The sequence below is a fragment of the Kribbella sp. NPDC051770 genome, assembly GCF_040681455.1.
Taxonomy (GTDB): Bacteria; Actinomycetota; Actinomycetes; order Propionibacteriales; family Kribbellaceae; genus Kribbella.
The window spans coordinates 262,813-286,997 of the sequence record NZ_JBFAYT010000008.1 but is presented as its reverse complement, the minus strand read 5'-3'; the positions used below and the strand labels follow the sequence as shown (position 1 = coordinate 286,997).

23 protein-coding genes, 1 tRNA gene and 1 riboswitch are annotated in these 24,185 nt (G+C 70.4%); of the genes, 5 read left to right on the top strand and 19 right to left on the bottom strand.

The features are described 5' to 3' along the window. Positions 1 to 8: 8 nt before the first annotated feature. Positions 9 to 2,615: a PKD domain-containing protein gene (locus AB0M01_RS26435; protein WP_363674014.1), complete on the bottom strand. Its 2,607-nt coding sequence runs from the start codon at positions 2,613 to 2,615 to the stop codon at positions 9 to 11. 147 nt (positions 2,616 to 2,762) lie between these two features. On the opposite strand from AB0M01_RS26435, the gene AB0M01_RS26430 reads away from it, so the two are divergent. Beyond that, complete coding sequence (locus AB0M01_RS26430; RefSeq protein ID WP_363674012.1) at positions 2,763 to 3,644, top strand: alpha/beta hydrolase; 882 nt, start codon at positions 2,763 to 2,765, stop codon at positions 3,642 to 3,644. Next, positions 3,644 to 4,216, top strand: coding sequence for a TetR/AcrR family transcriptional regulator (locus AB0M01_RS26425; RefSeq protein ID WP_363674010.1), 573 nt, complete (start codon positions 3,644 to 3,646; stop codon positions 4,214 to 4,216). Before AB0M01_RS26430 ends, AB0M01_RS26425 begins: the two co-directional genes overlap by 1 nt. 66 nt (positions 4,217 to 4,282) lie before the next feature. Here AB0M01_RS26425 and AB0M01_RS26420 read toward each other — a convergent pair. From AB0M01_RS26420 to dop, 14 genes are all read right to left on the bottom strand, one after another. After that, positions 4,283 to 4,355, bottom strand: a tRNA-Pro gene (locus AB0M01_RS26420). A gap of 72 nt (positions 4,356 to 4,427) precedes the next feature. Further along, positions 4,428 to 5,807 (bottom strand): ribosome biogenesis GTPase Der, encoded by a 1,380-nt coding sequence (der, locus tag AB0M01_RS26415; protein ID WP_363674008.1) that lies wholly within the window; start codon positions 5,805 to 5,807, stop codon positions 4,428 to 4,430. Next, positions 5,800 to 6,528 carry a lysophospholipid acyltransferase family protein gene (locus AB0M01_RS26410; RefSeq protein ID WP_363674006.1) on the bottom strand — a complete coding sequence of 243 codons (729 nt, stop codon included), beginning with the start codon at positions 6,526 to 6,528 and terminating at the stop codon, positions 5,800 to 5,802. Before AB0M01_RS26410 ends, der begins: the two co-directional genes overlap by 8 nt. Beyond that, entirely contained in the window at positions 6,525 to 7,205 is a 681-nt protein-coding gene (gene cmk, locus AB0M01_RS26405; RefSeq protein ID WP_363674004.1) for a (d)CMP kinase, read from the bottom strand. Before cmk ends, AB0M01_RS26410 begins: the two co-directional genes overlap by 4 nt. Positions 7,206 to 7,215: 10 nt before the next feature. After that, positions 7,216 to 8,328, bottom strand: a complete 1,113-nt coding sequence (locus AB0M01_RS26400) for a prephenate dehydrogenase (RefSeq protein ID WP_363674002.1) — start codon at positions 8,326 to 8,328, stop codon at positions 7,216 to 7,218. Continuing rightward, the gene (gene aroH / locus AB0M01_RS26395; protein WP_363674000.1) at positions 8,325 to 8,693 is read right to left on the bottom strand and encodes a chorismate mutase; all 369 of its coding nucleotides are present in this window, start codon (positions 8,691 to 8,693) and stop codon (positions 8,325 to 8,327) included. The genes AB0M01_RS26400 and aroH overlap by 4 nt, the downstream gene beginning before the upstream one ends. A gap of 129 nt (positions 8,694 to 8,822) precedes the next feature. Beyond that, positions 8,823 to 9,704, bottom strand: a complete 882-nt coding sequence (locus AB0M01_RS26390; protein ID WP_363673998.1) for a tetrahydrofolate dehydrogenase/cyclohydrolase catalytic domain-containing protein — start codon at positions 9,702 to 9,704, stop codon at positions 8,823 to 8,825. A 31-nt stretch (positions 9,705 to 9,735) separates the two neighbouring features. After that, positions 9,736 to 9,832, bottom strand: a riboswitch (ZMP/ZTP riboswitch). Positions 9,833 to 9,837: 5 nt separating this feature from the next. After that, a complete protein-coding gene (locus tag AB0M01_RS26385; RefSeq protein ID WP_363673996.1) occupies positions 9,838 to 12,582 on the bottom strand; it encodes a beta-N-acetylglucosaminidase domain-containing protein in 2,745 nt (914 codons plus the stop codon). Positions 12,583 to 12,681: 99 nt separating this feature from the next. Then, positions 12,682 to 13,329, bottom strand: a complete 648-nt coding sequence (locus AB0M01_RS26380; protein WP_363673994.1) for a GNAT family protein — start codon at positions 13,327 to 13,329, stop codon at positions 12,682 to 12,684. 43 nt (positions 13,330 to 13,372) lie between these two features. Next, positions 13,373 to 13,987, bottom strand: coding sequence for an NUDIX hydrolase (locus AB0M01_RS26375; RefSeq protein ID WP_363673992.1), 615 nt, complete (start codon positions 13,985 to 13,987; stop codon positions 13,373 to 13,375). Then, complete coding sequence (gene prcA / locus AB0M01_RS26370) at positions 13,984 to 14,820, bottom strand: proteasome subunit alpha (protein WP_363673990.1); 837 nt, start codon at positions 14,818 to 14,820, stop codon at positions 13,984 to 13,986. Before prcA ends, AB0M01_RS26375 begins: the two co-directional genes overlap by 4 nt. Before the next feature lie 26 nt (positions 14,821 to 14,846). Continuing rightward, positions 14,847 to 15,686: a proteasome subunit beta gene (gene prcB, locus AB0M01_RS26365; protein ID WP_363673988.1), complete on the bottom strand. Its 840-nt coding sequence runs from the start codon at positions 15,684 to 15,686 to the stop codon at positions 14,847 to 14,849. 8 nt (positions 15,687 to 15,694) lie between these two features. Beyond that, on the bottom strand, positions 15,695 to 15,904 hold the full coding sequence (locus tag AB0M01_RS26360; RefSeq protein ID WP_363673986.1) for a ubiquitin-like protein Pup: 210 nt from the start codon (positions 15,902 to 15,904) through the stop codon (positions 15,695 to 15,697). Positions 15,905 to 15,961: 57 nt separating this feature from the next. Further along, complete coding sequence (dop, locus tag AB0M01_RS26355) at positions 15,962 to 17,482, bottom strand: depupylase/deamidase Dop (protein WP_363673984.1); 1,521 nt, start codon at positions 17,480 to 17,482, stop codon at positions 15,962 to 15,964. A 63-nt stretch (positions 17,483 to 17,545) separates the two neighbouring features. Here dop and AB0M01_RS26350 point away from each other — a divergent pair, with 63 nt between their 5' ends. The 3 genes from AB0M01_RS26350 to AB0M01_RS26340 are packed head-to-tail and all read left to right on the top strand — an operon-like array spanning position 17,546 to position 19,553. Beyond that, positions 17,546 to 18,043, top strand: coding sequence for an NUDIX domain-containing protein (locus tag AB0M01_RS26350; protein WP_363673982.1), 498 nt, complete (start codon positions 17,546 to 17,548; stop codon positions 18,041 to 18,043). A 35-nt stretch (positions 18,044 to 18,078) separates the two neighbouring features. After that, on the top strand, positions 18,079 to 18,702 hold the full coding sequence (locus tag AB0M01_RS26345; protein ID WP_363673980.1) for an RNA polymerase sigma factor: 624 nt from the start codon (positions 18,079 to 18,081) through the stop codon (positions 18,700 to 18,702). Further along, positions 18,699 to 19,553, top strand: coding sequence for a hypothetical protein (locus AB0M01_RS26340; RefSeq protein ID WP_363673978.1), 855 nt, complete (start codon positions 18,699 to 18,701; stop codon positions 19,551 to 19,553). Before AB0M01_RS26345 ends, AB0M01_RS26340 begins: the two co-directional genes overlap by 4 nt. Positions 19,554 to 19,559: 6 nt before the next feature. On the opposite strand, the gene AB0M01_RS26335 is transcribed toward AB0M01_RS26340, so the two are convergent. The 4 genes from AB0M01_RS26335 to AB0M01_RS26320 form a co-directional block, all read right to left on the bottom strand. After that, positions 19,560 to 19,910: a hypothetical protein gene (locus tag AB0M01_RS26335; protein ID WP_363673976.1), complete on the bottom strand. Its 351-nt coding sequence runs from the start codon at positions 19,908 to 19,910 to the stop codon at positions 19,560 to 19,562. 185 nt (positions 19,911 to 20,095) lie between these two features. Then, positions 20,096 to 21,841 carry a proteasome ATPase gene (arc, locus tag AB0M01_RS26330; RefSeq protein ID WP_363673974.1) on the bottom strand — a complete coding sequence of 582 codons (1,746 nt, stop codon included), beginning with the start codon at positions 21,839 to 21,841 and terminating at the stop codon, positions 20,096 to 20,098. A gap of 154 nt (positions 21,842 to 21,995) precedes the next feature. Next, the gene (locus tag AB0M01_RS26325; RefSeq protein ID WP_363673972.1) at positions 21,996 to 22,922 is read right to left on the bottom strand and encodes a tRNA (adenine-N1)-methyltransferase; all 927 of its coding nucleotides are present in this window, start codon (positions 22,920 to 22,922) and stop codon (positions 21,996 to 21,998) included. A 71-nt stretch (positions 22,923 to 22,993) separates the two neighbouring features. Continuing rightward, positions 22,994 to 24,151: a site-2 protease family protein gene (locus AB0M01_RS26320; RefSeq protein ID WP_363673970.1), complete on the bottom strand. Its 1,158-nt coding sequence runs from the start codon at positions 24,149 to 24,151 to the stop codon at positions 22,994 to 22,996. Positions 24,152 to 24,185: the final 34 nt, after the last annotated feature.

Genomic DNA, 24,185 nt, shown 5'->3' with positions numbered 1-24,185 from the left:
CGAGCTTCCTACGGCGTGAGTACGACGCTCAGCGTCGTGGCGCGGGAGGCCACATCGGTGGTTGCTGTCAGGCCGCCGGCTGGGCCGTTGGGGACAGGTGCTCCGCTGTCGGCCAGGAGAGCGCTGGTGCGGCCGCTGCCGGAGCCGATGCGTTCGTCTCGGGTGACAGTTGAACCTGGTGCCGTCCAGTTGGTCGTGGTCGAGGACTTGTCGGCCCAGTAGGAGACGAGCCAGGAGCCGGCCGTGTTGATGGTGGCTGTGGGGGTGGCGTGGGACGTGGTGACGGTGGTCTCCGCTCGTGTGGTGACGACCGGCTGTGCGGTGCTGCCGCTGTACGCCGCCAGCTGGAGGGTGACCTTCGTGTAGACGTCGAAGGTCAACCGGACCGGCGTACCGGCGTCGGCGGCGGTAGCGGGCTTCCACCAGGCGAGGGTGCGTTGGGAGCTGTTGACCACGTTCGCCAGCTGGGTCCAGCCGGGCGGCCCGGTGATCGCTGTGGTGTTGGCGTTGACCGAGGCGAAGAGCAGCAGCGAGTCCCCAGCCTGTACGCCGCCAGGCACGGTGACGGTCGGCATCGTCGCGTTGCCCACGTAGCCGGTCGCAGCGCGGTAGCCGATGCCGGCCGAGGCGGCCACGGTGACGGGATGGCTGACCTGGTGGGTGAGTCCCCCACCGTCGGTCACGGTGAGCGTCACGGTGTACGTGCCCGCGGTGGCGTACGTGTGGTTCGGCGCGACGCCCGTGCCCGTGCCGCCGTCCCCGAAGGTCCAGGCGTACGACGCGATCGGACCCTCGGCGTCCGAAGAGCCCGAGCCGTCGAAGGCGCAGGACAGCGCGCCGCACGACGACGTGAACGCCGCGACCGGCGCCGTGTTCCCGGCGGGCACGGTGTAGGCCAGGTGCAGCACCGGAGCGACCGAACCATCGGTCGAAGCCGCACGCCGCTCACCGGTCCCGGTGAGCACGAAGCCCACCGCGTTGCCCTGGTTCCAGCCCGGTCGGTTCAGCACCTCCTGCACGAGCGTGCGCAGGTCGGACGTCCGCTGCGCGGCTCCCGACTGTCCGGAGCCACTCCACGCGGGTGGAGCCCACGTCGCCCGGGCCTGCGTCTTCGGTCGCGCCGACACCGTGGTGGGCTGCACCGTGAACAGCGCGGTGTCGTTCTCGGCGATCCCCGCGACCTGCATCGACGTCGCGCCCGAGTTCGACCCGCTCGACGTGAACTGGATCCACGCCTCGGTGATCGTCGCGCCGTCCGGCACGTCGACGTCGTCGAACCGCAGCCCGATCGTCTGCGCCGTCGCCCCGGCGTTCGGGAGGTTCAGGGTCGACGACGCCCAGTCCGCGAAGCCGGTCGGCTTCTGCTCGACGTCGTCGAAGGCGCGGACCGCGGAGACGTCCAGCGGCAGCGCGCCGCCCGCAGCGACCACGGTCACCCGTACGTCGTCCGAACCGGTCAGTGCGGAGTCGCTGCCGGACGCGCGGACGACGTACGTCCCCGGCGCGCTGAACGTCGCGGCCGTCTCGGCGGCGGCCGGCGTACCGAACGTGACGGTCCCCGGCCCGCTCACCAACTGCCAGCCGACCGATGTCGACGGACCGTCGTCCCACACCTCGGCGCGCAGCGCGACCGGCGCGCCGACGTGCGTGGACTTGTCGGCTCCCGCGGACACGACCGGCACCAGGTTCGGGATCGGCGGCAGCGCCACCGACATCTCGTACAGCTTCCCGTCGTTCTCGGCCGGGTTCGTGTCGTTGTCGACGCCGCGGTCGACGAGGTAGAGGTTCCACTGCGACGGGTCCGCGGTGGCCGGCGCGACGGTGACACCGCCGACGAAGACCTCGTTCGAGGCGGAGATGTTGATCTTGTTGACCAGCATCAGGTTGCGGTTGAACTCGTACACCGAGTTGGAGTAGCTGTCGACGACCATCATCGTGTTCCGGCCCGGATGGAAGCCGATGCCCTCGGGGTCCAGTACGCCGTACCGGCCGATGTCGAACTCGGTGTCGACGTCGTCACCGGCCGGCGCGACCCCGTTGAAGAGGCCGTCCAGACCGGGCGACACCCGGTGCACGTTGTTGTCCGCGCCGTCGAGCACGAACAGCTCGCCGGTCGGCGGGAAGTACTCGATCTCCTCCGGGTCCTGGCTGAGGAAGCCCGCGGTGCTGAACGTCGTCCGTACGTCGTCGCTGGTGCCGTACCGCCCGTCCGCACCGGCCGCCAGCTCGTACACCCGGAACTGGTCGTCGTCGGAGACGAACAGATGCTCGTTGACCGGGTTGAAACCGACCCCGGCCGGCTCCTTCGTGTACGCGGTGCTCAGCCCGGTGTTCTGCACCACGCCGGCGCGGGTGATCTCGAACAGGTTGGCGCCTTCGAAGACGCTGACCTCGTCCACCTCCGCGTCCGAGATGAGCAGGCGGTCCCGGCCGGGCAGGTAGGTGATCCCGGACGGGTCCGGCATCGGCGGGTCGGCGGCAGACAGCTGGACCGTGCGCACCAGGTCAGCGGTCAGGTTGGCCGCCGCGGCCGGTGGTGCGGACAGGAAGACCAGCACGGGCGCGAGCAGCAGCACCGCCACGGCGCCGGACAGGACAGCACGAATCGAACGCATGGTGTCACCCCCATCGACGCGGGTCCGGTTCCGATGCCCCCACCTTCACGGGCCCGCACTTCGCAACGTACCTGCGTCCGCGCCGGGGCACCAGACCGAAACGTAGTGACCCAGCAAGCTATTCTGGTCACAACGACAGGAGCTGCCATGGACGTACGCCGTACCACCGTCGCCGTCACCGGCGCGACGATCTCCGTGCTGGAGTGGGCGCCGGCCGATCCGGCCGGGCCGACCGTCCTGTTGCTCCACGGCGGTGGCGCCGACAACGCCGAACTGTCCTGGGGCCAGACCGGCCCTGCGCTGGCTGACGCCGGTTTCCGAGTGGTCGCACCCGACCACCCCGGCTTCGGACAGAGCCCACGAGCCAGCTGGCCGTTGACCCAGCAGCGACTGATCCAGTACGTCGGTGAGCTCGTCGACGCGCTCGGCCTCGACGACTACGTGATCGGTGGCCTGTCACTCGGCGGAGGCCTCACCCTTGGACACCTCCTGGAGCGCCCGGCGGGTGCGCGCGGCGCGCTGCTGCTGGGATCGTTCGGCATCATGCCGCGGCTGACCGACGGCCCGTTCAGCAAGCTGAACCAGCTCGCCACCTACGCCCTCCTGCGCAGCGGCGTACTGGCCGCCCTCACCCGCTCGTACGCGCGCAACGCCGCCGCGATGGAGCGCGGGCTGCGCTCGATCGTCCGCAACCCGGCGGCACGGACGCCGGAACTGGTCAGCGCCGTGGTCGAGGAAGCCGCAACGGGCCAGAGCCTGCGGACGTTCGGCGAGTGGCAGCGCGATCAGGTGCTGTGGAACAGACTCCGCACCGACTACACGAGCCAGCTGGCCCAGATCGAGCTCCCGGTGCTGCTCGTCCACGGCGACCACGACAGCGGCGTACCGATCGCCCGGGCGCGAGCCGCTGCTGGGCTGCTGCCGAACGCGACCCTGCTGACGGTCCCGGAGGCAGGGCACTGGGTCCAGCGCGATCGGCCCGATCTCGTTCTCCCTGCCCTGCAGGACTTCCTCCGAGGGCTCGGCTGATGCCCCGGCCGCTCGTCCCGAACCGGCGCGAACGCCTGCTCGACGCCGCCGAGGACCTCGTGCTGGATCGCGGCTTCGACGCGATGAGCGTCGCCGAGATCGCGGCGCGGGCCGGGGTCGGCAAAGGAGCGGTGTACCTGGAGTTCGCGAGCAAGCACGAGATCCTCGACGCGCTGCTGCTTCGTGGGACCGAACGCCTGCGGACCAGGGCGGCCGTCGGTGAGCGGCCGCGGCTCGGTGCGGCGTACCGCGCCGCCGTACGGGTTCTGCTCGAGGACCGGTTGATGACCGCGGCCTTCCTGGACGACCGTGGCGTGCTCGGCAGCCACGTCACCACGGTGACCGACGGCCGGTACCGCGAACGCCACCAGGGCGTGCTCGCGTGGCTGCGCGACCTGCAGGCACAGGGGATGCTGGTCGCGGACGTCGATCCCGAGCACGTCGCGCTGGCCTTGTCGAGCGCGACGATCGGACTGCTGTCGGCGGCGCGCCTGGTCGGGCCGCTCAGCGCGGCCGAGCTCGAAGGGGCGCTCGACGCGCTCGCCCGGATGGCCGCGACGTTCGAGACCTGACGACCTTCGCGTCCTGAGCGAAACGACGAAGGGCACCGGCGCGATGCCGGTGCCCTTCGCACACTGTCGGGCTGGCCAGACTTGAACTGGCGACCCCCGGTCCCCCAGACCGGTGCGCTACCAACTGCGCCACAGCCCGAACCGCTAGCTCCAGCAGGAGCGAGCGGGTAAACCTTACCCCATCATCCGGAGTACTTTCGCACCGCCCCGATCAGCGTTTCGCCTTCTTCTGCCGGGCCCGGATCTGGACGTGCACCGGACTGCCGACGAAGCCGAAGTCCTCGCGCAGCCGGCGTTCGATGAACCGCTGGTACGACGGCTCGATCTGCCCGGAGGTGAAGATCGCGAAGGTCGGCGGCATCGTGGTGGCCTGGGTGCCGAACAGGATCTTCGGCTGCTTGCCCGAGCGCACCGGATGGGGGTGCGCGGCAACCAACCGGCCGAGGAACGCGTTCAGCTGGCCGGTCGGGACGCGGGTCTGCCAGCCGTCCAGCGCGGCCTCGATGGCCGGCACCAGCTTCTCCATGTGCCGGCCGGTCAGGGCGCTGATGTTCACCCGGGGCGCCCAGCGCAGCTGGACCAGATCGCGGTCGATCTCCTTCTCCAGGTAGTACCGGCGGTCCTCGTCGACCATGTCCCACTTGTTGTAGGCGATCACGAGGGCCTTGCCGGCCTCCTCGACCATGTCCATGATCCGCAGGTCCTGCTCGGTCATCGGCTCGGAGGCGTCGACCACGACCACGACCACCTCGGCGCGCTCGATCGCGCTGTTGGTCCGCAGGCTGGCGTAGTACTCGTGGCCCTGGACGTTCTTCACCTTGCGCCGGATGCCGGCGGTGTCGATGAACCGGTACTGCTTCTCGCCGAGCGTGATCAGCTCGTCGACCGGGTCGACGGTGGTGCCGGAGACGTCGCTGACGACGACCCGGTCCTCCTTGGCGACCTTGTTCAGCAGCGAGGACTTGCCGACGTTCGGCTTGCCGACGATCGCGACCCGGCGCGGTCCCCCGCTCTCGGCGTCGCGCTCCGGCGGCGCCTCCGGCAGCGCGGCCAGTACGGCGTCCAGCATGTCGCCGGTGCCGCGGCCGTGCATCGCCGAGATCGGGAACGGCTCACCGATCCCCAGGCTCCACAGGTTCATCGCCTCGGACTCGATGCGCTGGTCATCGACCTTGTTCGCGGCCAGCACGACCGGCTTGCCGGACTTGCGCAGCACCCGGACCACGGCCTCGTCGGCGTCGGTGATCCCGACGGTCGCGTCGACCACGAACAGCACCGCGTCGGCGGCGTTGATCGCGACCTCGGCCTGGGCGGCGACCAGCGCGGCCATCCCGACCGCGTCCGGGTCCCAGCCGCCGGTGTCGACGACCGTGAAGGAGCGGCCGGCCCAGTCCGCGTCGTACGAGACCCGGTCCCGGGTGACACCCGGGGTGTCCTCGACGACCGCCTCGCGGCGGCCGATGATGCGGTTCACCAGCGTCGACTTGCCGACGTTCGGGCGGCCCACGATCGCCAGGACGGGCACGGGGCCGGTGTCGTCGTCGCGCGACGGCTCGGCGTCGTACTCGTAGCCGGTGGGCAGGTCACTCATCAGGATCCTTCTGGTCTGGCTTGCCCGGAAGCGGGTGGCCGGTGGCTGCGACGGCGGCCTGGACATGCGCCCGCAACACGTCGCCGATCTGGTCGGCCACCGCCCGTACGTCGGTGTGCCTCCTGGGAAAGGGTACGCGCTCGACCGTGAAAGGTTCGCCGTACACGACCTCGACCCGGCTCCCTTTGGGGGGATACCGCTCCACGCTGCCGCCCGGCAGCCGGGTCCCGAGCAGCGCGACGGGCAGGATCGGAGCGCCGGTGACCATCGCCAGGTAGGCGACGCCGACCCGGATCTTGCCGAAGTCGCCGCGGCCCCGGGTGCCCTCGGGGTAGATGCTCATCACGTTGCCGTCCCGGAGTACCTTGATCGCCTTCCGGATCGCCAGCACGTCGTACGTCGTACGGTCGACCGGGATCTGACCGACCAGGTGCAGGAACTTGCCCTGCGCGCCGTGAAAGGCCTCGATCTTGCCGAGCTGGTGCAGCATCCGGGGCGCGGTCGCGCCGAGCAGCGGGCCGTCCAGCAACCCCAGGTGGTTCGGTGCGAGCAGCACCGGGCCGGTCAGCGGGAACCGCTCCTGGTGGTGGACGGTCAGGTCGTAGCGGTGCCGCAGATAGGCACCGACGATGTGACGCATCACACCGCCGAGCCGGTACGGCAGGCGCGGCAGGTCGTCGGTGCGCGGCAGCTCCTGGTGCCTGGTCAGTTCTGCAGTCATGACTCCCGCGGCGCGGCCTCGGCCTCCTTCGCGAGCCGGCTGATCACGTCGATGACCTCCTCCAGGGACAGGTGGGTGGAGTCGATCGTCACCGCGCCGTCCGAGGCGACCTCGAACTGGGACACGGTGGCGTCGTCGGCGTCGCGGCGGACGATCTGGTCGCGCAGCTGCTCGGCGGTCAGCGCGCCCTCGGCCAGCTCCGCCTTGCGGCGGGCCATCCGGGCGTCCTGGTCGGCGGTCAGCAGCACCTTGAGCTCGGCGTCGGTGGCCACCACGGTGGCGATGTCGCGGCCCTCGACGACGATCCCGCCGCCCGGCTGGGCGTCGTCGATGATCGCGCGCTGGCGGCGGATCAGCTCGGCGCGGACGTCGAGGTTGGTGGCGATCTTGGAGACGTTCTCGCTGATCCGCGGGTCGCGGATCGCCTCGGTGACGTCGGTGCCGTCGGCGGTGAAGTGCGCCAGCTGCGGGTCGGTGCTGATGCCCAGGTCGACCGCGCGGGCCCGGTCGGCGACCGCGGCGGTGTCGGTCAGGTCGAGCCCGGCCTCGATCGCCGACCAGGTCACCGCGCGGTACATCGCGCCGGTGTCGAGGTACTTCAGCCCCAGTCTGGTGGCCACTCCGCGGGCCGTGCTCGATTTTCCGGAACCGCTCGGGCCGTCGACTGCGATGATCATGGGCCGAAGATTACCGGTGCACGGACCAACCGCGCTCGGTCAGTACGTCGACCAGCTGGTCGACCGAGGCCGGTTTGACCGCCAGCTCGACCTCACCGACCGGGCGGCCCGGGCTGTGGTCGATCCGCAGGTCCTCGACGTTGGCGCCGGACGCGGCCGCGTCGGCGAACAGCCGGGCCAGCTGGCCCGGGCGGTCGGGGATCGTCACCAGCACAGGGACCAGCTCGATGTGCGGCGTACCGTGCTTGCCGGGCACGCGGACCGCGCCGGAGACACCGCGCCGGAGGACGGCGGTCACCTCGTCGTCGGTCTTTTCCTTGCTCAGGGCAATCAACAGCCGGTCGAGCTCGTCGCGGATCTGCTCCAGCAGACCGCTCAGCGCGGGCGAGTTGGCGGCGACGATCTGCGTCCACATCCCCGGGTCGCTCGCGGCGATCCGGGTCACGTCGCGAACGCCCTGGCCGGACAGCTCCAGGTGCTCCGTCGGCGCGTCCACGAGCGTGCCGGCGGCGAGCGACGACATCAGCTGCGGCAGGTGCGAGACGCGGGCGACGGCGAGGTCGTGGTCCGGGACGGACAGCTCGACGGTCCGCGCGCCACAGGCCTCGGCGAGCCGGCGGACCAGCTCGACGGCCGTCGGGTCGCTGGTCTCGTGCGGGGTGATCGCCCAGGTCGCGCCCTCGAACAGGTCGGCGCGGCCGGCCAGCGGGCCGTTGCGCTCCGAGCCGGCCATCGGGTGGCCGCCGACGTACCGGGCGAGGTCCTCGGGCCTGCTCAGCGCGCGGGCGTCCGCGAGCGGCTTGCCCTTCACGCTCGCCGCATCGGTGACGACGGCGTCGGTCTGCTCGAGCTGCTCGGCGATCACCGCGCCGACGTGGTCCGGCGGTACGGCGACAACGACCAGCTGCGGCTCGATCTGGACCAGCCGCGAGCCGGCGCCGATCCGCTCGGCCATGAGTGCGTTGTCCGGGTCGCCGTCGATCAGCTCGACGACCACGCCGAGGCGAGCCAGCGCCAGGCCGATCGAGGTGCCGATCAGGCCGGTCCCGACGATGCGGACCGGGCCGCGCAGAGCGGTCGCAACGGGCTCCGCGGGCGTTGCCGGGGTCAGCGAGTCGGTCACTGGGCGCCCGTCAGGTCGGGCCGCAGCGCGGTGGCGCCATGCAGGTAGACGTGCTGGATCTTCTCCCGCGACCGCGGCGACTCGGTGTGCAGCATCATCCGGACCACCCGCGGCAGCGCGTGCGGGACGGCGATCTCCTGCATGCACATCAGCGGGACGTCGGTGAGTCCGATCTGCCGGCCCGCCACCGCGGGAAACTCCGAGCTGAGGTCCGGCGTGACGGTGAACAGGATGCTGATCAGGTCCTCCGAGGCCAGGTCGTTCGCCTCCAGCACCGCCCGGACCAGCTCCGCCGTCCGCTCGAGCAGGTGCTCCCGCTCGTCCGCGTCCAGCTGGGTGGCACCCCGGATCGCCCGTACCGCCACTGTCCTGCCTCCTCGATCAGCCCGTCCGCGCCCGTTCGGCGCTGGACATCAGTCTCAACATTAGGTCAGACCGAATGTTCCGTGCTCCGGTGTCTCGCCGTTCGTGCCACCGAACGGCGAGAACCGGCCTCAGGCGTTCGCGGTCTGCGCCTCCGCCGCGTCCACCGTCTGCTCCAGCAGCAGCGCGATCGTCATCGGCCCGACGCCGCCCGGTACCGGCGTCAGCAGGCTCGCCACCGCGGCGGCCTCCTCGGCGTGCACGTCGCCGACGTTGCCTTCGTTGTACCCGGCATCGACCACCACCGCGCCCGGCTTCAGCCACTCGCCGCGGACGAAGTTCGGCTTGCCGACCGCCGCCACGACGACGTCGGCCTGGCGGACGAGCTCGGGCAGGTTCGTGGTCCGCGAGTGCGTGTAGGTGACGGTCGCGTTCGATGCCAGCAGCAACATCCCGGCCGGCTTGCCGAGGATCGGGCTGCGGCCGATCACCACCGCGTGCGCACCAGCGAGCGGTACGTCGTACGCCTGCAGCAGCCGCAGGATCCCGCCGGGCGTGCAGGACCGGAAGCCCGGCTCCCCGAACGCCATCGCGGCGAACGAGTGCATGGTGACGCCGTCGACGTCCTTGGCCGGCGCGATCGCCTCGAACGCGGCCCGCTCGTCGATCTGCTCCGGCACCGGGTGCTGCAGCAGGATCCCGTGCACGCTCGGGTCGTTGGACAGCCTCGTCAGCTCGGCGACCAGTTCGTCGGTGGTGGTCGTCGCCGGCAGTACGACGCTGACCGAACCGATCCCGGCCTTCTTGCTTCGGTTCTGCTTCATCCGCACGTACGTCGCGGAGGCGGGGTCGTCCCCGACCAGCACGGTCGCGAGGCACGGCTGCACGCCGGTCTCGTCCTGCAGCTTCTTGGCGCGGACGGCAGCCTGGGCCACCATGTCGGCGGCGAGGTCGGTGCCGATCATCGGCCGGGCGGTGGTCGGGGTGCCGGTGGTGTTGTCTGGCGTGGTCATGCGGCGCGCTCCTTCGGGCGTCGGCGAATACTCGTCGTGCCCAGGCGCGCGGCTTCAGCCGGACCTGCTGAGTCCGGCGGGCCGTTCCCCGGTGGTAGCCCACCTGAACGCCAGTAGCGGCCCGCCGGTCAGTTTACCCAGCCGTCTTGCGCAGGATCACCTCGGCGACCTGAGGAGCAGTCGCCCCGGCCGTCCACCGCACCCGGACCGCATCGACCGATCCGCTCACCCGAAGCGCTGTGTACGCCGAGCGCACCACACCGATCTCCCGCCAGCCCGCGGCGGTGTGAACGTCCACCCGCCCCGCGGCAACCACACCGGCCCGCTGCAGCACGGTCACGCGATCCACCACGGCCGGAGCCGAGGCCGTCACGGTGAGCGCGTCGCCCTCCCCCGGCACCGCGGCCGCGGCGTACGCCGTACTGACATCGCCGTCGACCGCTCGGGCCAGGCTCGACCCGTCAGCCGGCGCCGGAGTCCCGCCCGCGGTCAGCACCAACTCCGACCCGTCGGTGACCTGCACGGAGAACTCTCTGACCACCAACCAGTTGGACGCGTTCGCGGCGACCGCGCGATACCGCACGTACCGCGCCTTCGTCCCCGCCGGAGCGGTCGCACGGACCTCGGCGGTCGTCGCGCGGGTCAGTTCGGTCCACGTCTCACCGTCGGCCGACCACTCCAGCGCCCCCGACTGGATGAAGTCGTCCGGGCTGCCGCTCTTCCCCATCAGGACCCCGATCGCGCCGATCTCCCGCACCGCACCGAGATCGACCCGGATCTCGTCGTCCGCCGCCGGAGCGCCGTTGCTCCAGTAGAACGTCGACTCGTCGTCGTCGACCATCCGGGCCGGCACGTTCTCCGCGTACGTCGGAACGCTGGCCGTCGCCGTCCGCCGCGGCGTCAGGCCCATCCACTCGTCGTGCAGCCGGCCGACCCGGGCGAGGAACGTGTCGACCACGCCCTCGCCGATCCGCGGGTACGTCCCGGAGTGCGGCTCCCGCACGTCCCGGATCGCTTTCGCCTGACCAGTCAACTTGTCGACTTGCTGACGCTTCAGCCAGGCCGTCGCCCCGTCGCCGTCGTCGAGCGCGTCCAGCAACCCGAGCGACTCTTCGAGCGCCTGGCCCCACAGCACCGTCGCGTCCAGCCAGGCTTTCGCCTCGGCGCTGAACGCCGGATCGACCACCCCGGCCCGGATGCGCCCCGGCGCCCGCGTCACGGCCTGGAAGACCGGCCGAAGCCCCCGGATCGCGCTCTCCGCGCGCACGACGCTCGCCTCCGCACTCTCCCCACGCCCCGCGCCCTCACCGGCGTACGCCTTCCAGAACGCGTCGATCCGCGCGGCCAACTCCGGCGCGGACTCCGGGTGCAGTGTCGTGTCGTACGTGTTCAGGTCCGCGAACACCTTCAACGCCTCGATCGTCCTCCGGTCCCCACCCGCTCGCTCCGCGAGAGCGCGCTCCCAGGCGGCCTGCTCGTCGTACGTCGCCGGCTTCCAGCCCAGCTCGGAGAACGCGGAGAGCGCGATCTTGCTGACCGCGGCCTGGTTCATCGGGTTCGAGATCACACCGACCACCTGGTCGGCGATCCCCCGCTCGCGCCCGCTGTAGTCAGCCAGCGGGAGCCGTCCGGCCAGGTAGTCGTTGACCGGGTAGTTGTCCCAGATCAGGATGTCGTGCCCGAACACGGCCTTCGCCTGCGCCGCCTGCGCGGTCGTGATGGTCCGCGGGATGACGCCGATGCCGGTCCAGTGCACGACCACGGCCACGTCCAGCTGCTCGCGCAGCGCCTTCTTGTACGGCGTCTCGGACACGTTGTAGTACTCGGTCGGCACCATCTGCAGCGGCGCGACCCCCGGCTTCGTCGCGACCCACTCGCGCTGGATCCGGTTCAGCAGCTCGCTCTGTGCCTGACCCGCCGCTCCACCGCCGGTGCCGTACTTGGCGCGATCGGCGTCGCAGTGCCAGCTGTTGTAGTCGATGTCGTCGAGCGGCACGTTGAACGAGCGCGCCCCCAACGCGTACAGCGCTTCGAACTTCGCGATCAGCGCCTGGTAGTCGGCGTCTGCGGTGTAGCAGATCGACAGTCCGGGTGAGAGCGCGAAGGTGAAGTCGACCTTGTTGCCGCGGGCCCGGTCCACCAGCTCGCCCAGCTCGGCGAGCTTGTCGGCCGGGTACGGGTCACGCCACTGCTCGCGGTGGTATGGGTCGTCCTTCGGCGCGTACTCGTAGGCGTTCATCCGGTGCGCGCCGAGATAGTCCAGGTGGTCGAGCCGGTCGGCGTGCGACCACGGCGTTCCGTAGAAGCCCTCGATCGAGCCGCGGTACCGCATCGTCGGCCAGTCGCGGATCTCGGTTCCCGCCAGCCGCCGGCCCTGCACCAACTGGTCGAGGGTGCGGGTGGCGTAGTACGTGCCGTCGGTGTCGACGCCGGCCAGCACGACGTGGTGCCGCCCGCGATGGGTGCCTACAGCAACTACATACCCCTCGGCCGGCAGTCCGTCCGTCGCAGCGACGTCCAGGTCGGCCAGGGTGCGGTCGTCGCCGCCGAGCCACACGGTGACGTCGGTCCGCGGATCGACGCCGTCGGTGGTGCGGATCGTGCGCACGCCGGCCCGCTCGAGCGACGCCCGGACGACGCGCTCGGCGTCGGCGTCGGTCGTCGGCCCGCGGACGAGCCCGACGGTCCGCCCGAGGTCGAACCCGTCGCGCCGCGGGACGGTCTGCTGAGGCTCAGGGTTCACCAGAGGTCGAGGCTCCGGCTTCGCAGAGGCGTGCGGCTCGGCACCGGCGGGACCGGCCTGGGCGGAGAGGGCGAAGGGCTGGACGGCAAAGGCGAGGACGGCAGCAACAGCCACTGCCGAGCCGATTCGGCGCATGAGCAACTCCTCGGGGCGGAAGGTGTGCCCTACCAGTCATTCATTGCGCACAAATGCTCGTCAAGAGCGTGAGCTGCCCAGATCCGGACAGTTTGCTGGTCAGCCGGCGCTGATAAACCAGTCCCGGCACGGGTCGAGACCGGTGATCTCGACCTTGGGCCGGTCGACGCTCGACCAGTCCTCCCGAGTGAGCCGCAGCCGGTCCGAGATGATCGGCTCGCCGTGCAGCACGTCGCGAGAGATCCCGTCCGGCCGGTAGCCGAGCTTCCGCGAGACGCCCTGCGACCCGGCGTTGTCCTGGAAGACCTCGGTCCGCGCCGCCACGGCGTCCAGGCCCTCGAAGGCCAGGTGCAGCAGAGCGGTCCGTGCCTCGGTGCCGTAGCCGTGCCGGTGGTGCTCCAGCCCGAGCCACGACCAGGTCTTCACCTCACGCAGTACGCCGTACTCGCTGCCCATCAGCCCGACCATCCCGAGCGGCGTCCCGTCGCGGAAGACCCCGAGCTCCAACTCCCACTCGTCCTTCGTCCACGCTCCCAGGTGCGCCCAGTACTGCTGCAGGACACGCCGCGCCCGCTCGACCGGCGCGTCGGGCCACGCCATCAGAAACGGATGCTCCCCCGGCCGGCTGATCCCGCCGGCCGCCACCTCGGCGATCGCCGCCAGTTCCTCGTCGTCGGCGGGAGCACGCAGCACCAGCCGCTCCGTCGTCAGCCGGAGATTCCGCAGGGGCCAGTACGTCGTCAGCACGCTCGTCATCCTCGGGGCGAGGCGCCGCGCGGGCAAGCGGATTTCAGAGCAGGCCGGCGTGGTCCAGCGCCCGGTACGCCGCGTCGACGCCGGTCATCGCGCCGGGCGTCCGCAGCTCCTGGCGCAACTCCTCGACGGTCAGCTCGATCGGGACGATGTCCTCGAACTCGTCCAGGTCCTGCTGCTCGGTGCGGACGCAGTCGCGCGCGATCGCGACGTACTTGGGGTACGTCGAGGAGGCGGCGGACCAGATCCAGCCCGCGACCTCGATCGAGCCGCAGGTGTAACCGGTCTCCTCGGCGAGCTCCCGCCGCCCGGCGTCGGCCGGGTCCTCGCCGGGGTCGATCAGGCCGCCGGGGAGATTGGTGACGACCTGGTCGGGGCCGGCGCGGAACAGCCGGATCGCGACGACCCGGCCTTCGGGGGTGAGCGGGAGCACGGTGATCCCGCCGGCGACACCCGCGGTCTGCCGGGGGCCGAAGACGTCCCAGTCGGCCTCGCGCCCGTTCGGCAGCCGGTAGCGCCGGGAGTTCACGGTGAGGAAGCCGTCGTACACGGTCTTCTCGCTCAGCAGCTCCCAGGGCTTCGGGTCGGCTGAACGAGAGGTGCCGCCCGCTCCCTGACCGGGAGTGGGCGGCACCTGCGGTTCGTCGGTCACTTGGTGTCTTCCGGCTCCTCCGGCGGCGCGACCGGCGCGTCGTCATCCTCCGACGCCGTGGTCTCGCTCTCGTACGACCCGCCGTTCACCGTGTCGTCGGTGTGCGGAGCGGGCTCCGACGGCGACGTGTCCGGCCGCGACTCGGACAGGATCCGGGCCAGCGTCTCCTCCGAGATCCGCTTGAACTTGCGGACCTGCGTACGGGTCCGGTCGAGGATGGCGACCTCGATCTGGTCCGGCTCCAGCTGGCGGACCTCGCTGGAGTCGTGCCCGAGCGCGTCCACGGCGAGCCGCAGCGCGCCGGCCAGCGAGATGCCCTCGGAGTAGTGCTCACCGACGTACTCCGCGACCTGCTCGGCCGGGCCACCCATCACCGCGTAGCCGCGGACGTCGGCGATCGAGCCGTCGTAGGTGAGCCGGTAGATCTGGTCCTCGGCGGTGCTGTTGCCGACCTCGGCGACCAGGATCTCCACCTCGAGCGGCTTCTCACCACCGGAGGAGAAGATCGCGCCGAGGGTCTGCGCGTAGGCGTTGGCCAGCGCGCGGCCGGTGACGTCGCGACGGTCGTAGGAGTACCCGCGCATGTCGGCCAGGCGCACGCCGGCGATCCGCAGGTTCTCGAACTCGTTGTACCGCCCGACGGCCGCGAAGGCCATCCGGTCGTAGATCTCGGCCACCTTGTGCAGGGCGGGCGACCGGTTCTCGGCCACGAACAGGATGCCGTCGGCGTACTGCAGCGCGATCGCGCTGCGGCCCTTGGCGATGCCCTTGCGGGCGAAGTCCGCCCGGTCCCGCATCAGCTGCTCGGGTGAGACGTAGAACGGAGTGCTCATGTGGATCCTCTACTCGTCGACCGGGCTCAGGAGAGCGGAGCGGCGGGGCCGTCGGGACGCTGCAGCCGGGCACCGACCACGGTGTCGACGATCTCGCCGACCTCGCTCTCGGGCATCCGCTGGTAGCCGTCGGCCGTGACCACGCCGATCACCGGGAAGATCCGCCGGGCCAGGTCCGGGCCACCGGTCGCCGAGTCGTCGTCGGCCGCGTCGTACAGCGCCTGGATGGTCGCCGTCACGCACTCGGTCGCGGTCATCCCGTCGCGGTAGAGCTTCTTCAGCGAGCCGCGGGCGAACAGCGAGCCGGAGCCGACGCTGTGGAAGGCCTGCTCCTCGTACCGGCCACCGGTCGGGTCGTAGGAGAAGATCCGGCCACCGGAGATGTCGTGGTCGTAGCCCGCGAACAGCGGGACCACGGCCAGGCCCTGCATCGCCATCGCCAGGTTGCCCCGGATCAGCGCGCTCAGCCGGTTCGCCTTGCCGTCGAGCGACAGCGTGGTGCCCTCGAGCTTCTCGTAGTGCTCCAGCTCGACCTGGAACAGCCGCACCATCTCGATCGCCAGACCGGCCGAGCCGGCGATTCCCACGCACGAGTACTCGTCGGCCGGGAACACCTTCTCGATGTCACGCTGGGCGATGATGTTGCCCATCGTGGCGCGCCGGTCGCCGGCCATCACGACACCACCGTCGAAGGTGGCCGCGACGATCGTCGTACCGTGCGGGACGTCGTTGGACAGGTCACCTGTCCCCAGGGACCGCCGTCCAGGGAGCAGGTCGGGCGCGTGCCCGGCCAGGAAGTCCATGAACGACGAGCCACCTGGGGTCAGGAAGGCTTCCGGCAACCGGCCGGAGGCATCGAATGTCATCTAGCGGTTCACTCCCCACCCTTTTGCACGAAGCCGCGGACGAACTCCTCCGCGTTCTCCTCGAGCACCTCGTCGATCTCGTCGAGGATCGAGTCGACGTCCTCGTCGAGCCGTTCCTTGCGCTCGGCGACGTCCTCCGACGCCTCGACCTGCTCGACCTCTTCCTCGCTGGTCGAACGCTTGGGCTGCTTGTGCTGCTGCCCACCGTCTTTCGCCATCGCACACCTCCTAGAACCGCGGCGGAGAGCCGCCCAACCGACTCTCCTACTGCGACCCTACCCGCCCGCACCCCCAGTAATGGTGCGAACCAGGTCACTGGCGGTGTCGCATTGGTCAAGAAGCGCTCCGACATGGGCTTTCGTGCCCCGCAGCGGATCGAGAGTGGGGATTCTCTGCAACGATTCCTTGCCCGGGAGGTCGAAGATCACCGAGTCCCAGGAGGCGGCCGCCACCTGCCCGGCGTACTGCTGCATGCAGCGGCCGCGGAAGTAGGCGCGGGTGTCGGTCGGCGGGTGCGAGACCGCCATCCGGATCTCCTCGTCGGTGACGAGGCGCTGCATCCGGCCGGCCTTGACCAGCTTGAAGTACAGACCCTTGTCCGGACGAAGATCGGCGTACTGCAGGTCGACCAGAGCGAGCTTGGAGTCGTTCCACTCCAGGTCGTCGCGGTCGCGGTAGGACTGCAGCAGCTTCAGCTTGGCGACCCAGTCGAGCTGGTCGGCGAGCCGCATCGGGTCGATCGCGAGCTGGTCGAGGACCTGCTCCCAGCGGTGCAGCACGTCCTTGGTCTGCCGGTCCGCGTCGTCGCCGTACTTGTCCTCGACGTACTTGCGGGCCTGCTCGAGGTACTCCGTCTGGAGCTGCACGGCGGTCAGCTTGCGGCCGTCCTTGAGCGTCATCAGGTGCGTGCAGGAGGGGTCGTGGCTGATCTCGTGCAGCGCGGTGACCGGCCGGTCGACGCTCAGGTCGTCGGTCAGCCAGCCGTCCTCGATCATCGACAGCACCAGCGACGTGGTCCCGACCTTCAGGTACGTCGAGATCTCGGACAGGTTCGCGTCGCCGATGATCACGTGCAGGCGCCGGTACCGGTCCGGGTTGGCGTGCGGCTCGTCGCGGGTGTTGATGATCGGCCGCTTCAGCGTCGTCTCCAGGCCGACCTCGACCTCGAAGTAGTCGGCCCGCTGGCTGATCTGGAAGCCGTGCCCGGCGCCGTCCTGGCCGATCCCGACCCGGCCCGCGCCGGTGACCACCTGACGGCTCACGAAGAACGGCGTCAGGTGCCGCACGATCGACGCGAACGGCGTCGACCGGCGCATCAGGTAGTTCTCGTGCGACCCGTACGACGCGCCCTTGTTGTCGGTGTTGTTCTTGTACAGGTTCAGCTGCGGCGCCCCCGGGATCTGGCGGGCCTGCCGGGCACCCTCCATGATCACCAGCTCGCCGGCCTTGTCCCAGACCACGACGTCCCGCGGGTTCGTGCACTCCGGCGCCGAGTACTCCGGGTGCGCGTGGTCGACGTACAGCCGGGCGCCGTTGGTGAGGATGACGTTGGCCAGACCGGTCTCCTCGTCGGTGAGCTGGCTGGAATCGGCCACCTCCCGGCTCAGGTCGAAGCCGCGCGCGTCCCGCAGCGGGTGCTCCTCGTCGAAGTCCCACCGGGTCTTGCGCGCCAGCGGCTGCGTCTGGGCGTAGCCGTTCACCACCTGGCTCGAGGTCAGCATCGGGTTCGCCCCGGGCTGGCCGGGCACCGAGATCCCGAACTCGGTCTCGGTCCCCATGATCCGCCGCACACTCATGTTCACGAGCCTACGCGGTCCGGCCGACCAAAGCGGCGCTCCGAGCCGTGTGAGACTGCGGGGATGGACGAACTCGTTGCCCTGGTGGACGCCCACGGCGTGGTCTGCGGTTCCGCTCCGCGGTCGCTGATGCGCCGCGACAACCTGCGGCACTCCGCGACCGGCGTACTGGTCCGGAACGCCGCCGGAGACGTCTACGTGCACCGCAGGACGCCGACCAAGGACGTCTACCCGGCCCGCTACGACTTCATGGCCGGCGGCGTCGTCGCGGCCGGCGAGGACCCGTACGACGCCGTACAGCGCGAGCTGGCCGAGGAGCTCGGCATCAGCGGCGTGAAGCTCGAGAAGCTGCCCGAGGGCGACTACACCGACGAGTTCACCAACTACCACGCGTACCTGTACACCTGCCGCTGGGACGGCCCGGTCGAGCACCAGCCGGAGGAGGTCGACTGGGGCGCCTGGATGCCGCTGCCCGAGCTGCTCGCCCGCCTGGACGACCCGGACTGGCCCTTCGTCCCGGACACCACCGCACTACTCGGCGACTACCTGCGCACGCTGTAGGCAACCTTCTCCGGGCCGGGCGGTCACTACCTGGTGTGAACATCATCCTGACCGACGAGACGGAGTACTCGATGGCGGCCGGGCCACCTGGCGACAGCGTGCTCTGGGACCGCCTGCGCGACGGTGACCGAGAGGCACTCGGCCTGCTCTTCGACCGGTACGCCGACGACGTGCACGCGTTCGCTTTCCGGCGTACGGCGTCGTGGGCAGCGGCCGAGGACGTGGTGCAGACAACGTTCCTCAGCACCTGGCGGCGCTTCGAGCGGAACCCACCGGGCCCGCTGACCGCGCCGTCGGCACGCGGCTGGCTGCTGGCCGTCGCGGCGAACGAGTGCCGCACGCTGCACCGCGCGACGCGCCGGCTTCGCGGCCTGGTCGAGCGACTGCCGGCGCCGTACGACCAACCCGACCACGCGGCCGCTGTGGCCCAGCGGCTCGACGACGAGCGCCGGATGTCCGCCGTACGGCGTGCGCTCGCCAAGCTGCCCCGGCACGAGCAGGAAACCCTCGAGCTCGTCGTCTGGGCCGGCCTGACCATCGCGGATACCGCGGCGGCCCTCGAAGTCCCCGAAGGCACCGTCAAAGCCCGCCTGCACCGCACCCGCCGCCGCTTCCCCGACCTGCTGTCGCGGGTCGCCCTGAACGAGGAGCTCTCGTGAACACTCAGCTCGAACCGCCTCGCGTCCCCCCGCTCGCTCCCGAGCGCCGCGCTCAGCTGCGCTCCCGGGTGCTCGACCAGACCGAGCGCAGCGCCACGCCGCAGGTACGCCGCTGGGTAGCCCCCGCCATCGCCGTGGCGGCCGTCGGCGCGGTCGTCGCCGGAACTCTGGTGATCAGCAACCAGCTCGGCGAGGCAGACTTGCAGCCAGCGACCGGGCCGACCGTCGCCACTCCCCCAAAGCCCACTTCCAAGCCAACGGCGGCGCTGTGGCTCCCACGGGTCGACTTGGGCCCAGTCAGCGCCGCAGAGGCCACCCAAGCCGCGAACGCCTGCAAGCTCCCCGGCGCCCAGCAGGTCGACCCGCTGTGGGCCCGCCGGGTAGCAATCCCCGGATCCGCCAAGACCGGCGTCGTCGTACTGACCAAGAGCACCCCCGGCCAGCCCGGCAACACCTACAGCCAGGGCATCACCAGCTGCTTCGCCGCCGGTGCCGGCGCCAGTGTTCGGGACGCGACGTGGAAGCGGCAGCTGTCAGCGAGCAGGCCTGCGGTCGTACTGAGCGGCATGGGCAGCGTGGGCGCCGCCGGCGACAAGAAGTCGGCGTACGCGAGCTACGAGAGCCTGCTCCGGGTGCACCCGCGGATCGTCCGGATCGAGTCCCGCTACGTCTGGGCCGAGGGCCAGGGCCAGTGGACCCAAGGCGCCGTCGCAGGCGGCTTCGCGTACACGCACAGCACGGCCGTCATCCCGCCCGGCCAGTACGACCCCACGCCGGACGGCAGCAGCGACCTCGACCAGCAGTTCAGGGCGTACGACGCCGACGGCAAGCTCGTGCCGCTCAACCTCTAGTACAGCTCAACGGTTGGTGAAGCGCGCGGCGGCCCGGGCCAGGTTGATGCCGACCAGGCCGCCCCAGCAGATCACCATCGCGAAAGTGCCTTCGAGGTTGGCGGCGATCGCGGTGATCGGGATGCCGGCGACGACGGAGACGATGGCCAGCGCGAGGCCGCCGCCGTCGGTGTCCTTCTTGCCGTCCGGCGGCAGCGGCGCCGGCAGCGGATGGCCCTGCTGCCCGTACCGCGCGGCGGCGCGCTGGTCGAGCCGCTCCAGGAACCCGTCGATGATCTCGGGTTCGTACTCCGCCCCCAGGTCCTGCCGCGCCGCCACCGCCGCGCGCAGGTCCTTCCGCACCTCGTCCGTCGCCATGCGACGACCGTACGGCGGCCGCGCGGGCGCCGGAATCGGGGGAAACCCCGGCCGGACCCTGCGCGAGTTCAGGGACGGTGGTGGTGCCAGGCCCCTTGCGTACGCCGTACGGGGCCGCTGCTCACGCCGGACACGGAACCGCCCCGGAACCCTTCCAGGTCCCGGGGCGGCTTTTTGCTTTCGCCCTACAGGTACTGACCGGTGTTGGTCGCCGTGTCGATCGACCGGCCCGGCTCGGTGCCCTGCTTGCCGGAGATAAGCGTCCGGATGTAGACGATCCGCTCGCCCTTCTTGCCGGAGATCCGGGCCCAGTCGTCCGGGTTGGTGGTGTTCGGCAGGTCCTCGTTCTCCTTGAACTCGTCGACACAGGCCTGCAGCAGGTGCTGCACCCGCAGACCCTTCTGCTTGTCGTCGAGGAACGCCTTGATGGCCATCTTCTTGGCCCGGTCGACGATGTTCTGGATCATCGCGCCGGAGTTGAAGTCCTTGAAGTACAGGACCTCCTTGTCACCGTTGGCGTAGGTGACCTCGAGGAACCGGTTCTCGTCGGCCTCGGTGTACATCCGCTCGACGGTGCGCTGGATCATCCCGTTCACGCACTCGACCTTGTCGCCGCCGAACTCGCTCAGGTCGTCGGCGTGCAGCGGCAGCGTCGTGGTCAGGTACTTGGAGAAGATGTCGCGGGCCGACTCGGCGTCCGGCCGCTCGATCTTGATCTTCACGTCCAGCCGGCCGGGCCGCAGGATCGCCGGGTCGATCATGTCCTCACGGTTCGAGGCACCGATCACCAGCACGTTCTCCAGGCCCTCGACGCCGTCGATCTCGCTCAGCAGCTGCGGGACGATGGTGTTCTCGACGTCGGAGGAGACCCCGGACCCACGGGTCCGGAACAGCGAGTCCATCTCGTCGAAGAACACGATCACCGGCATGCCCTCGGAGGCCTTCTCCCGGGCCCGCTGGAAGACCAGGCGGATGTGCCGCTCGGTCTCGCCGACGTACTTGTTGAGCAGCTCGGGGCCCTTGATGTTCAGGAAGAACGACTTCTGCTCGGCGACGCCGGTGCGCTCGGCGACCTTCTTGGCCAGCGAGTTGGCGACCGCCTTCGCGATCAGCGTCTTGCCGCAGCCGGGCGGGCCGTAGAGCAGCACACCCTTCGGCGGCTTCAGCTCGTGCTCCAGGAACAGGTCCTTGTGCAGGTACGGCAGCTCGACCGCGTCCCGGATCTGCTCGATCTGGCCGGACAGGCCACCGATCTGGGTGTAGTCGATGTCCGGGACCTCTTCGAGCACCAGCTCCTCGACCTCGGACTTCGGGATCTTCTCGTAGACGTAGCCGGAGCGCGGCTCCAGCAGCAGCGAGTCGCCGGTCCGCAGCGCGGTGTCCAGCAGCGGCGAGGCGAGCCGGACGACCCGTTCCTCGTCGGCCTGCGCGATCACCAGCGCCCGCTCGCCGTCGGCCAGCAGCTCCTTCAGCATCACCACGTCGCCGACGACCTCGAAGTCGCAGGCCTCGACCACGTTCAGCGCCTCGTTCAGCATCAGTTCCTGGCCGAGCTTCAGCGCGTCCAGGTCAACCGACGGGCTCGCCGCGACCCGGAGCTTGCGGCCTCCGGTGAACACGTCCAGCGTGTCGTCGTCGTTGCGGCCGAGGAAGGTCCCGAAACCGGACGGCGGTTGCGCCAGCCGGTCGACCTCCTCCTTCAAGGCGATGATCTTCTCTCGGGCCTCGCGCAGCGTTTCGGCCAACCGCTCGTTCTGCGCGGTCACGCTCGCCAAGGACGCCTGGGTTTCGGACAGCCTGCTCTCGAGCGACCGGCTGTCAGCCGGGTGCTCCAGCAACCGACGCCGCAACGCTGCGACCTCGGCCTCCAGGTACCGGACCTGGTTACGCAGCTCTGCCGCGGTAGGACTCTCGTCTCCAGCCACGATCATCACCTCACCATGTGGGGCTCGACCCTATGGACCTTACCCAGAAAACCTCGCCGGGCAAGCCGAATCCCATCACGTGTCGGTTGCGGATGAAACCGTTGCCTGGTCGAGCCTGTTGCGCCTTAATACAGCACGGCGCGGACAGAATGGCGCGACGTCAGGGCGTGTCCTGCACGGAATCGGAACGACGGGGTCCGGAATAGTCGTCGCCGTACGCGCCGGGCGCCGGGCGGCGCTTCTTGAGTGGCGCTTTCACGCCAGGGGCCATCCGGCGCGCGGTGACCAGGAACGCGGTGTGTCCCTGCATCCGGTGACCGGGCCGAACGGCCAGTCCCTCGACGTGCCAGTCACGCACCAGCGACTCCCAGGCCCGCGGCTCGGTGAACTCGCCGTGGGCGCGCAGCGTCTCCACGAATCGGCTCAGCTGGGTCGTGGTGGCCACGTAAGCGCAGAACACCCCGCCCGGGGCCAGGGCAGCCGCCACGACGTCAACGCACTCCCAGGGGGCCAGCATGTCCAGTACGACGCGATCGACGTCGGTCTCGTCCAGCTTCTCGACCAGGTCGCCGACCTCGAGCCGCCAGGCCGGGTGCTCGGCGCCGAAGAAGCCGGTGACGTTCTTGCGGGCCACCTCGGCGAAGTCCTCGCGGCGCTCGAACGAGATCAGCTCGCCGTGCACCCCGACCGCGCGCAGCAGCGCGGTGGTCAGCGCACCCGAGCCGGCGCCGGCCTCGACCACCTTCGCGCCGGGGAAGATGTCGGCCATCGTCACGATCTGCGCGGTGTCCTTGGGGTAGATCACCTGCGCGCCGCGCGGCATCGACACCGAGTAGTCGGCCATCAGCGGCCGCAGCGCCAGGTACTCCACGCCGCCCTTGGAGCGGATCGTGACCGCGTCCGGGCCGTCGATCAGCGCGTCGTGCTCGATCCCGCCCTTGGTGGTGTGGAAGGTCTTGCCGCGCTCCAGGAAGACCGAGTGCCGGCGGCCCTTGGAGTCGGACAACGTGATCCACTCCCCCGGCTGCAACGGCCCATGATGAACCCCGGAAAACGCCGCATCAGGAAAATCGCGCAGATCAGACATAAGGCGCACACCTTACTTCGGCGCTGTGCCCGGTCCCGAATCCCGGGGGTTGCCGCCCGTACGCCGTACGGTCAGCGGCCGCGGAACGCGCGCTCGACGTCGGCCGTGGCCAGGACGCCGTACACCTGACCCTGGGTGTCCAGCACCAGGTACTCCGAGGCCGGGTGCTTGCGCAGCGTCGCCAGGATCTCCTCGCCGGTGTCGTTGACGCCGATGATGTGGCCCGCGCCGATCCGGGTCGCGACCTCGCCGATCGTGGTCCACGGGCGCTGGTTCGGCGCGACCGCGGTGACCGCCGCCTCCTGGACCAGCGCGTGCGGCTTGCCGTCGCCGTCGATCACGACGACCGCCCCGGCCTGCCCCTGCGCGGCCAGCCGGACCGCCTCCGAGATCGGCGTACTGGCGTGGACCGCGATCGCGCGCCGGGCCAGCGACCGGACCTGCAGCGCCGGCAGCTTCTGCTTCAGCCGGGCCTGCATCAGCGACGCCGTCGAACCCATCCAGAGGAAGAAGCCGACCGCGAGCGCGATCACGAAGTCGATCAGCGTCGGGTTCCGGTCGAAGACCTCTTCGAGGATCACCGGTGCGGCCAGCACCAGGATCGCGATCACCCGGCCCGCCCACGCGGCCACGATGGTGCCGGTGTGCATGTTCCCGGTCGCCTTCCAGACCGCGGCCCGGACCACCCAGCCGCCGTCCAGCGGCAGACCGGGCAGCAGGTTCGTGACGCCGACGATCAGGTTCGCGACCGCGAGCTGCATGACGACGGCGTACGCGACGCCCTCGTCGAGCGCCCGCGAGCCGGCGTACGCGGCACCGCCGACCAGCAGCGACGCGATCGGGCCGACGACGGAGATCGCGAACTCCTCCAGCGGCGACTTGCGCTCCCCCTCGATGTGGGTGCCGGCCGCGAAGAAGCCCAGGTTGATCTCGGTGACCGAGATCTTGAACCGCAGCGCCATCAGCGCGTGGGCCAGCTCGTGCAGCAGCACCGACAGCGTGAACGCCACCACGAACGCGAACGACGCGAAGTAGCGCCAGCCGCCGGACAGGTACGGGAACTGCTGCGCGATGATCGCCGAGAAACCCAGCGCCAGCAGGATCGCCACCGGCAGCCAGGTGAACCGCATCGTCAGCTGGATCCCGCGGACACGACCGAGCACCCAGGTACCGGGCGGCGGCGCACCGGCCGGCTGGGCGGGGTTCTGAGGTTCACGCGGCTCTGACATCGAGGTAAACCTACTGGGCCACCGGTAACTCCGC

What these genes read in the sequence shown, in the direction of transcription:
- AB0M01_RS26435 (WP_363674014.1), bottom strand. Translation starts at nt 2,615, where the DNA reads ATGCGTTCGATTCGTGCTGTCCTGTCCGGCGCCGTGGCGGTGCTGCTG.
- AB0M01_RS26430 (WP_363674012.1), top strand. Translation starts at nt 2,763, where the DNA reads ATGGACGTACGCCGTACCACCGTCGCCGTCACCGGCGCGACGATCTCC.
- AB0M01_RS26425 (WP_363674010.1), top strand. Translation starts at nt 3,644, where the DNA reads ATGCCCCGGCCGCTCGTCCCGAACCGGCGCGAACGCCTGCTCGACGCC.
- der (WP_363674008.1), bottom strand. Translation starts at nt 5,807, where the DNA reads ATGAGTGACCTGCCCACCGGCTACGAGTACGACGCCGAGCCGTCGCGC.
- AB0M01_RS26410 (WP_363674006.1), bottom strand. Translation starts at nt 6,528, where the DNA reads ATGACTGCAGAACTGACCAGGCACCAGGAGCTGCCGCGCACCGACGAC.
- cmk (WP_363674004.1), bottom strand. Translation starts at nt 7,205, where the DNA reads ATGATCATCGCAGTCGACGGCCCGAGCGGTTCCGGAAAATCGAGCACG.
- AB0M01_RS26390 (WP_363673998.1), bottom strand. Translation starts at nt 9,704, where the DNA reads ATGACCACGCCAGACAACACCACCGGCACCCCGACCACCGCCCGGCCG.
- AB0M01_RS26385 (WP_363673996.1), bottom strand. Translation starts at nt 12,582, where the DNA reads ATGCGCCGAATCGGCTCGGCAGTGGCTGTTGCTGCCGTCCTCGCCTTT.
- prcA (WP_363673990.1), bottom strand. Translation starts at nt 14,820, where the DNA reads ATGAGCACTCCGTTCTACGTCTCACCCGAGCAGCTGATGCGGGACCGG.
- prcB (WP_363673988.1), bottom strand. Translation starts at nt 15,686, where the DNA reads ATGACATTCGATGCCTCCGGCCGGTTGCCGGAAGCCTTCCTGACCCCA.
- AB0M01_RS26360 (WP_363673986.1), bottom strand. Translation starts at nt 15,904, where the DNA reads ATGGCGAAAGACGGTGGGCAGCAGCACAAGCAGCCCAAGCGTTCGACC.
- dop (WP_363673984.1), bottom strand. Translation starts at nt 17,482, where the DNA reads ATGAGTGTGCGGCGGATCATGGGGACCGAGACCGAGTTCGGGATCTCG.
- AB0M01_RS26350 (WP_363673982.1), top strand. Translation starts at nt 17,546, where the DNA reads ATGGACGAACTCGTTGCCCTGGTGGACGCCCACGGCGTGGTCTGCGGT.
- AB0M01_RS26335 (WP_363673976.1), bottom strand. Translation starts at nt 19,910, where the DNA reads ATGGCGACGGACGAGGTGCGGAAGGACCTGCGCGCGGCGGTGGCGGCG.
- arc (WP_363673974.1), bottom strand. Translation starts at nt 21,841, where the DNA reads ATGATCGTGGCTGGAGACGAGAGTCCTACCGCGGCAGAGCTGCGTAAC.
- AB0M01_RS26325 (WP_363673972.1), bottom strand. Translation starts at nt 22,922, where the DNA reads ATGTCTGATCTGCGCGATTTTCCTGATGCGGCGTTTTCCGGGGTTCAT.
- AB0M01_RS26320 (WP_363673970.1), bottom strand. Translation starts at nt 24,151, where the DNA reads ATGTCAGAGCCGCGTGAACCTCAGAACCCCGCCCAGCCGGCCGGTGCG.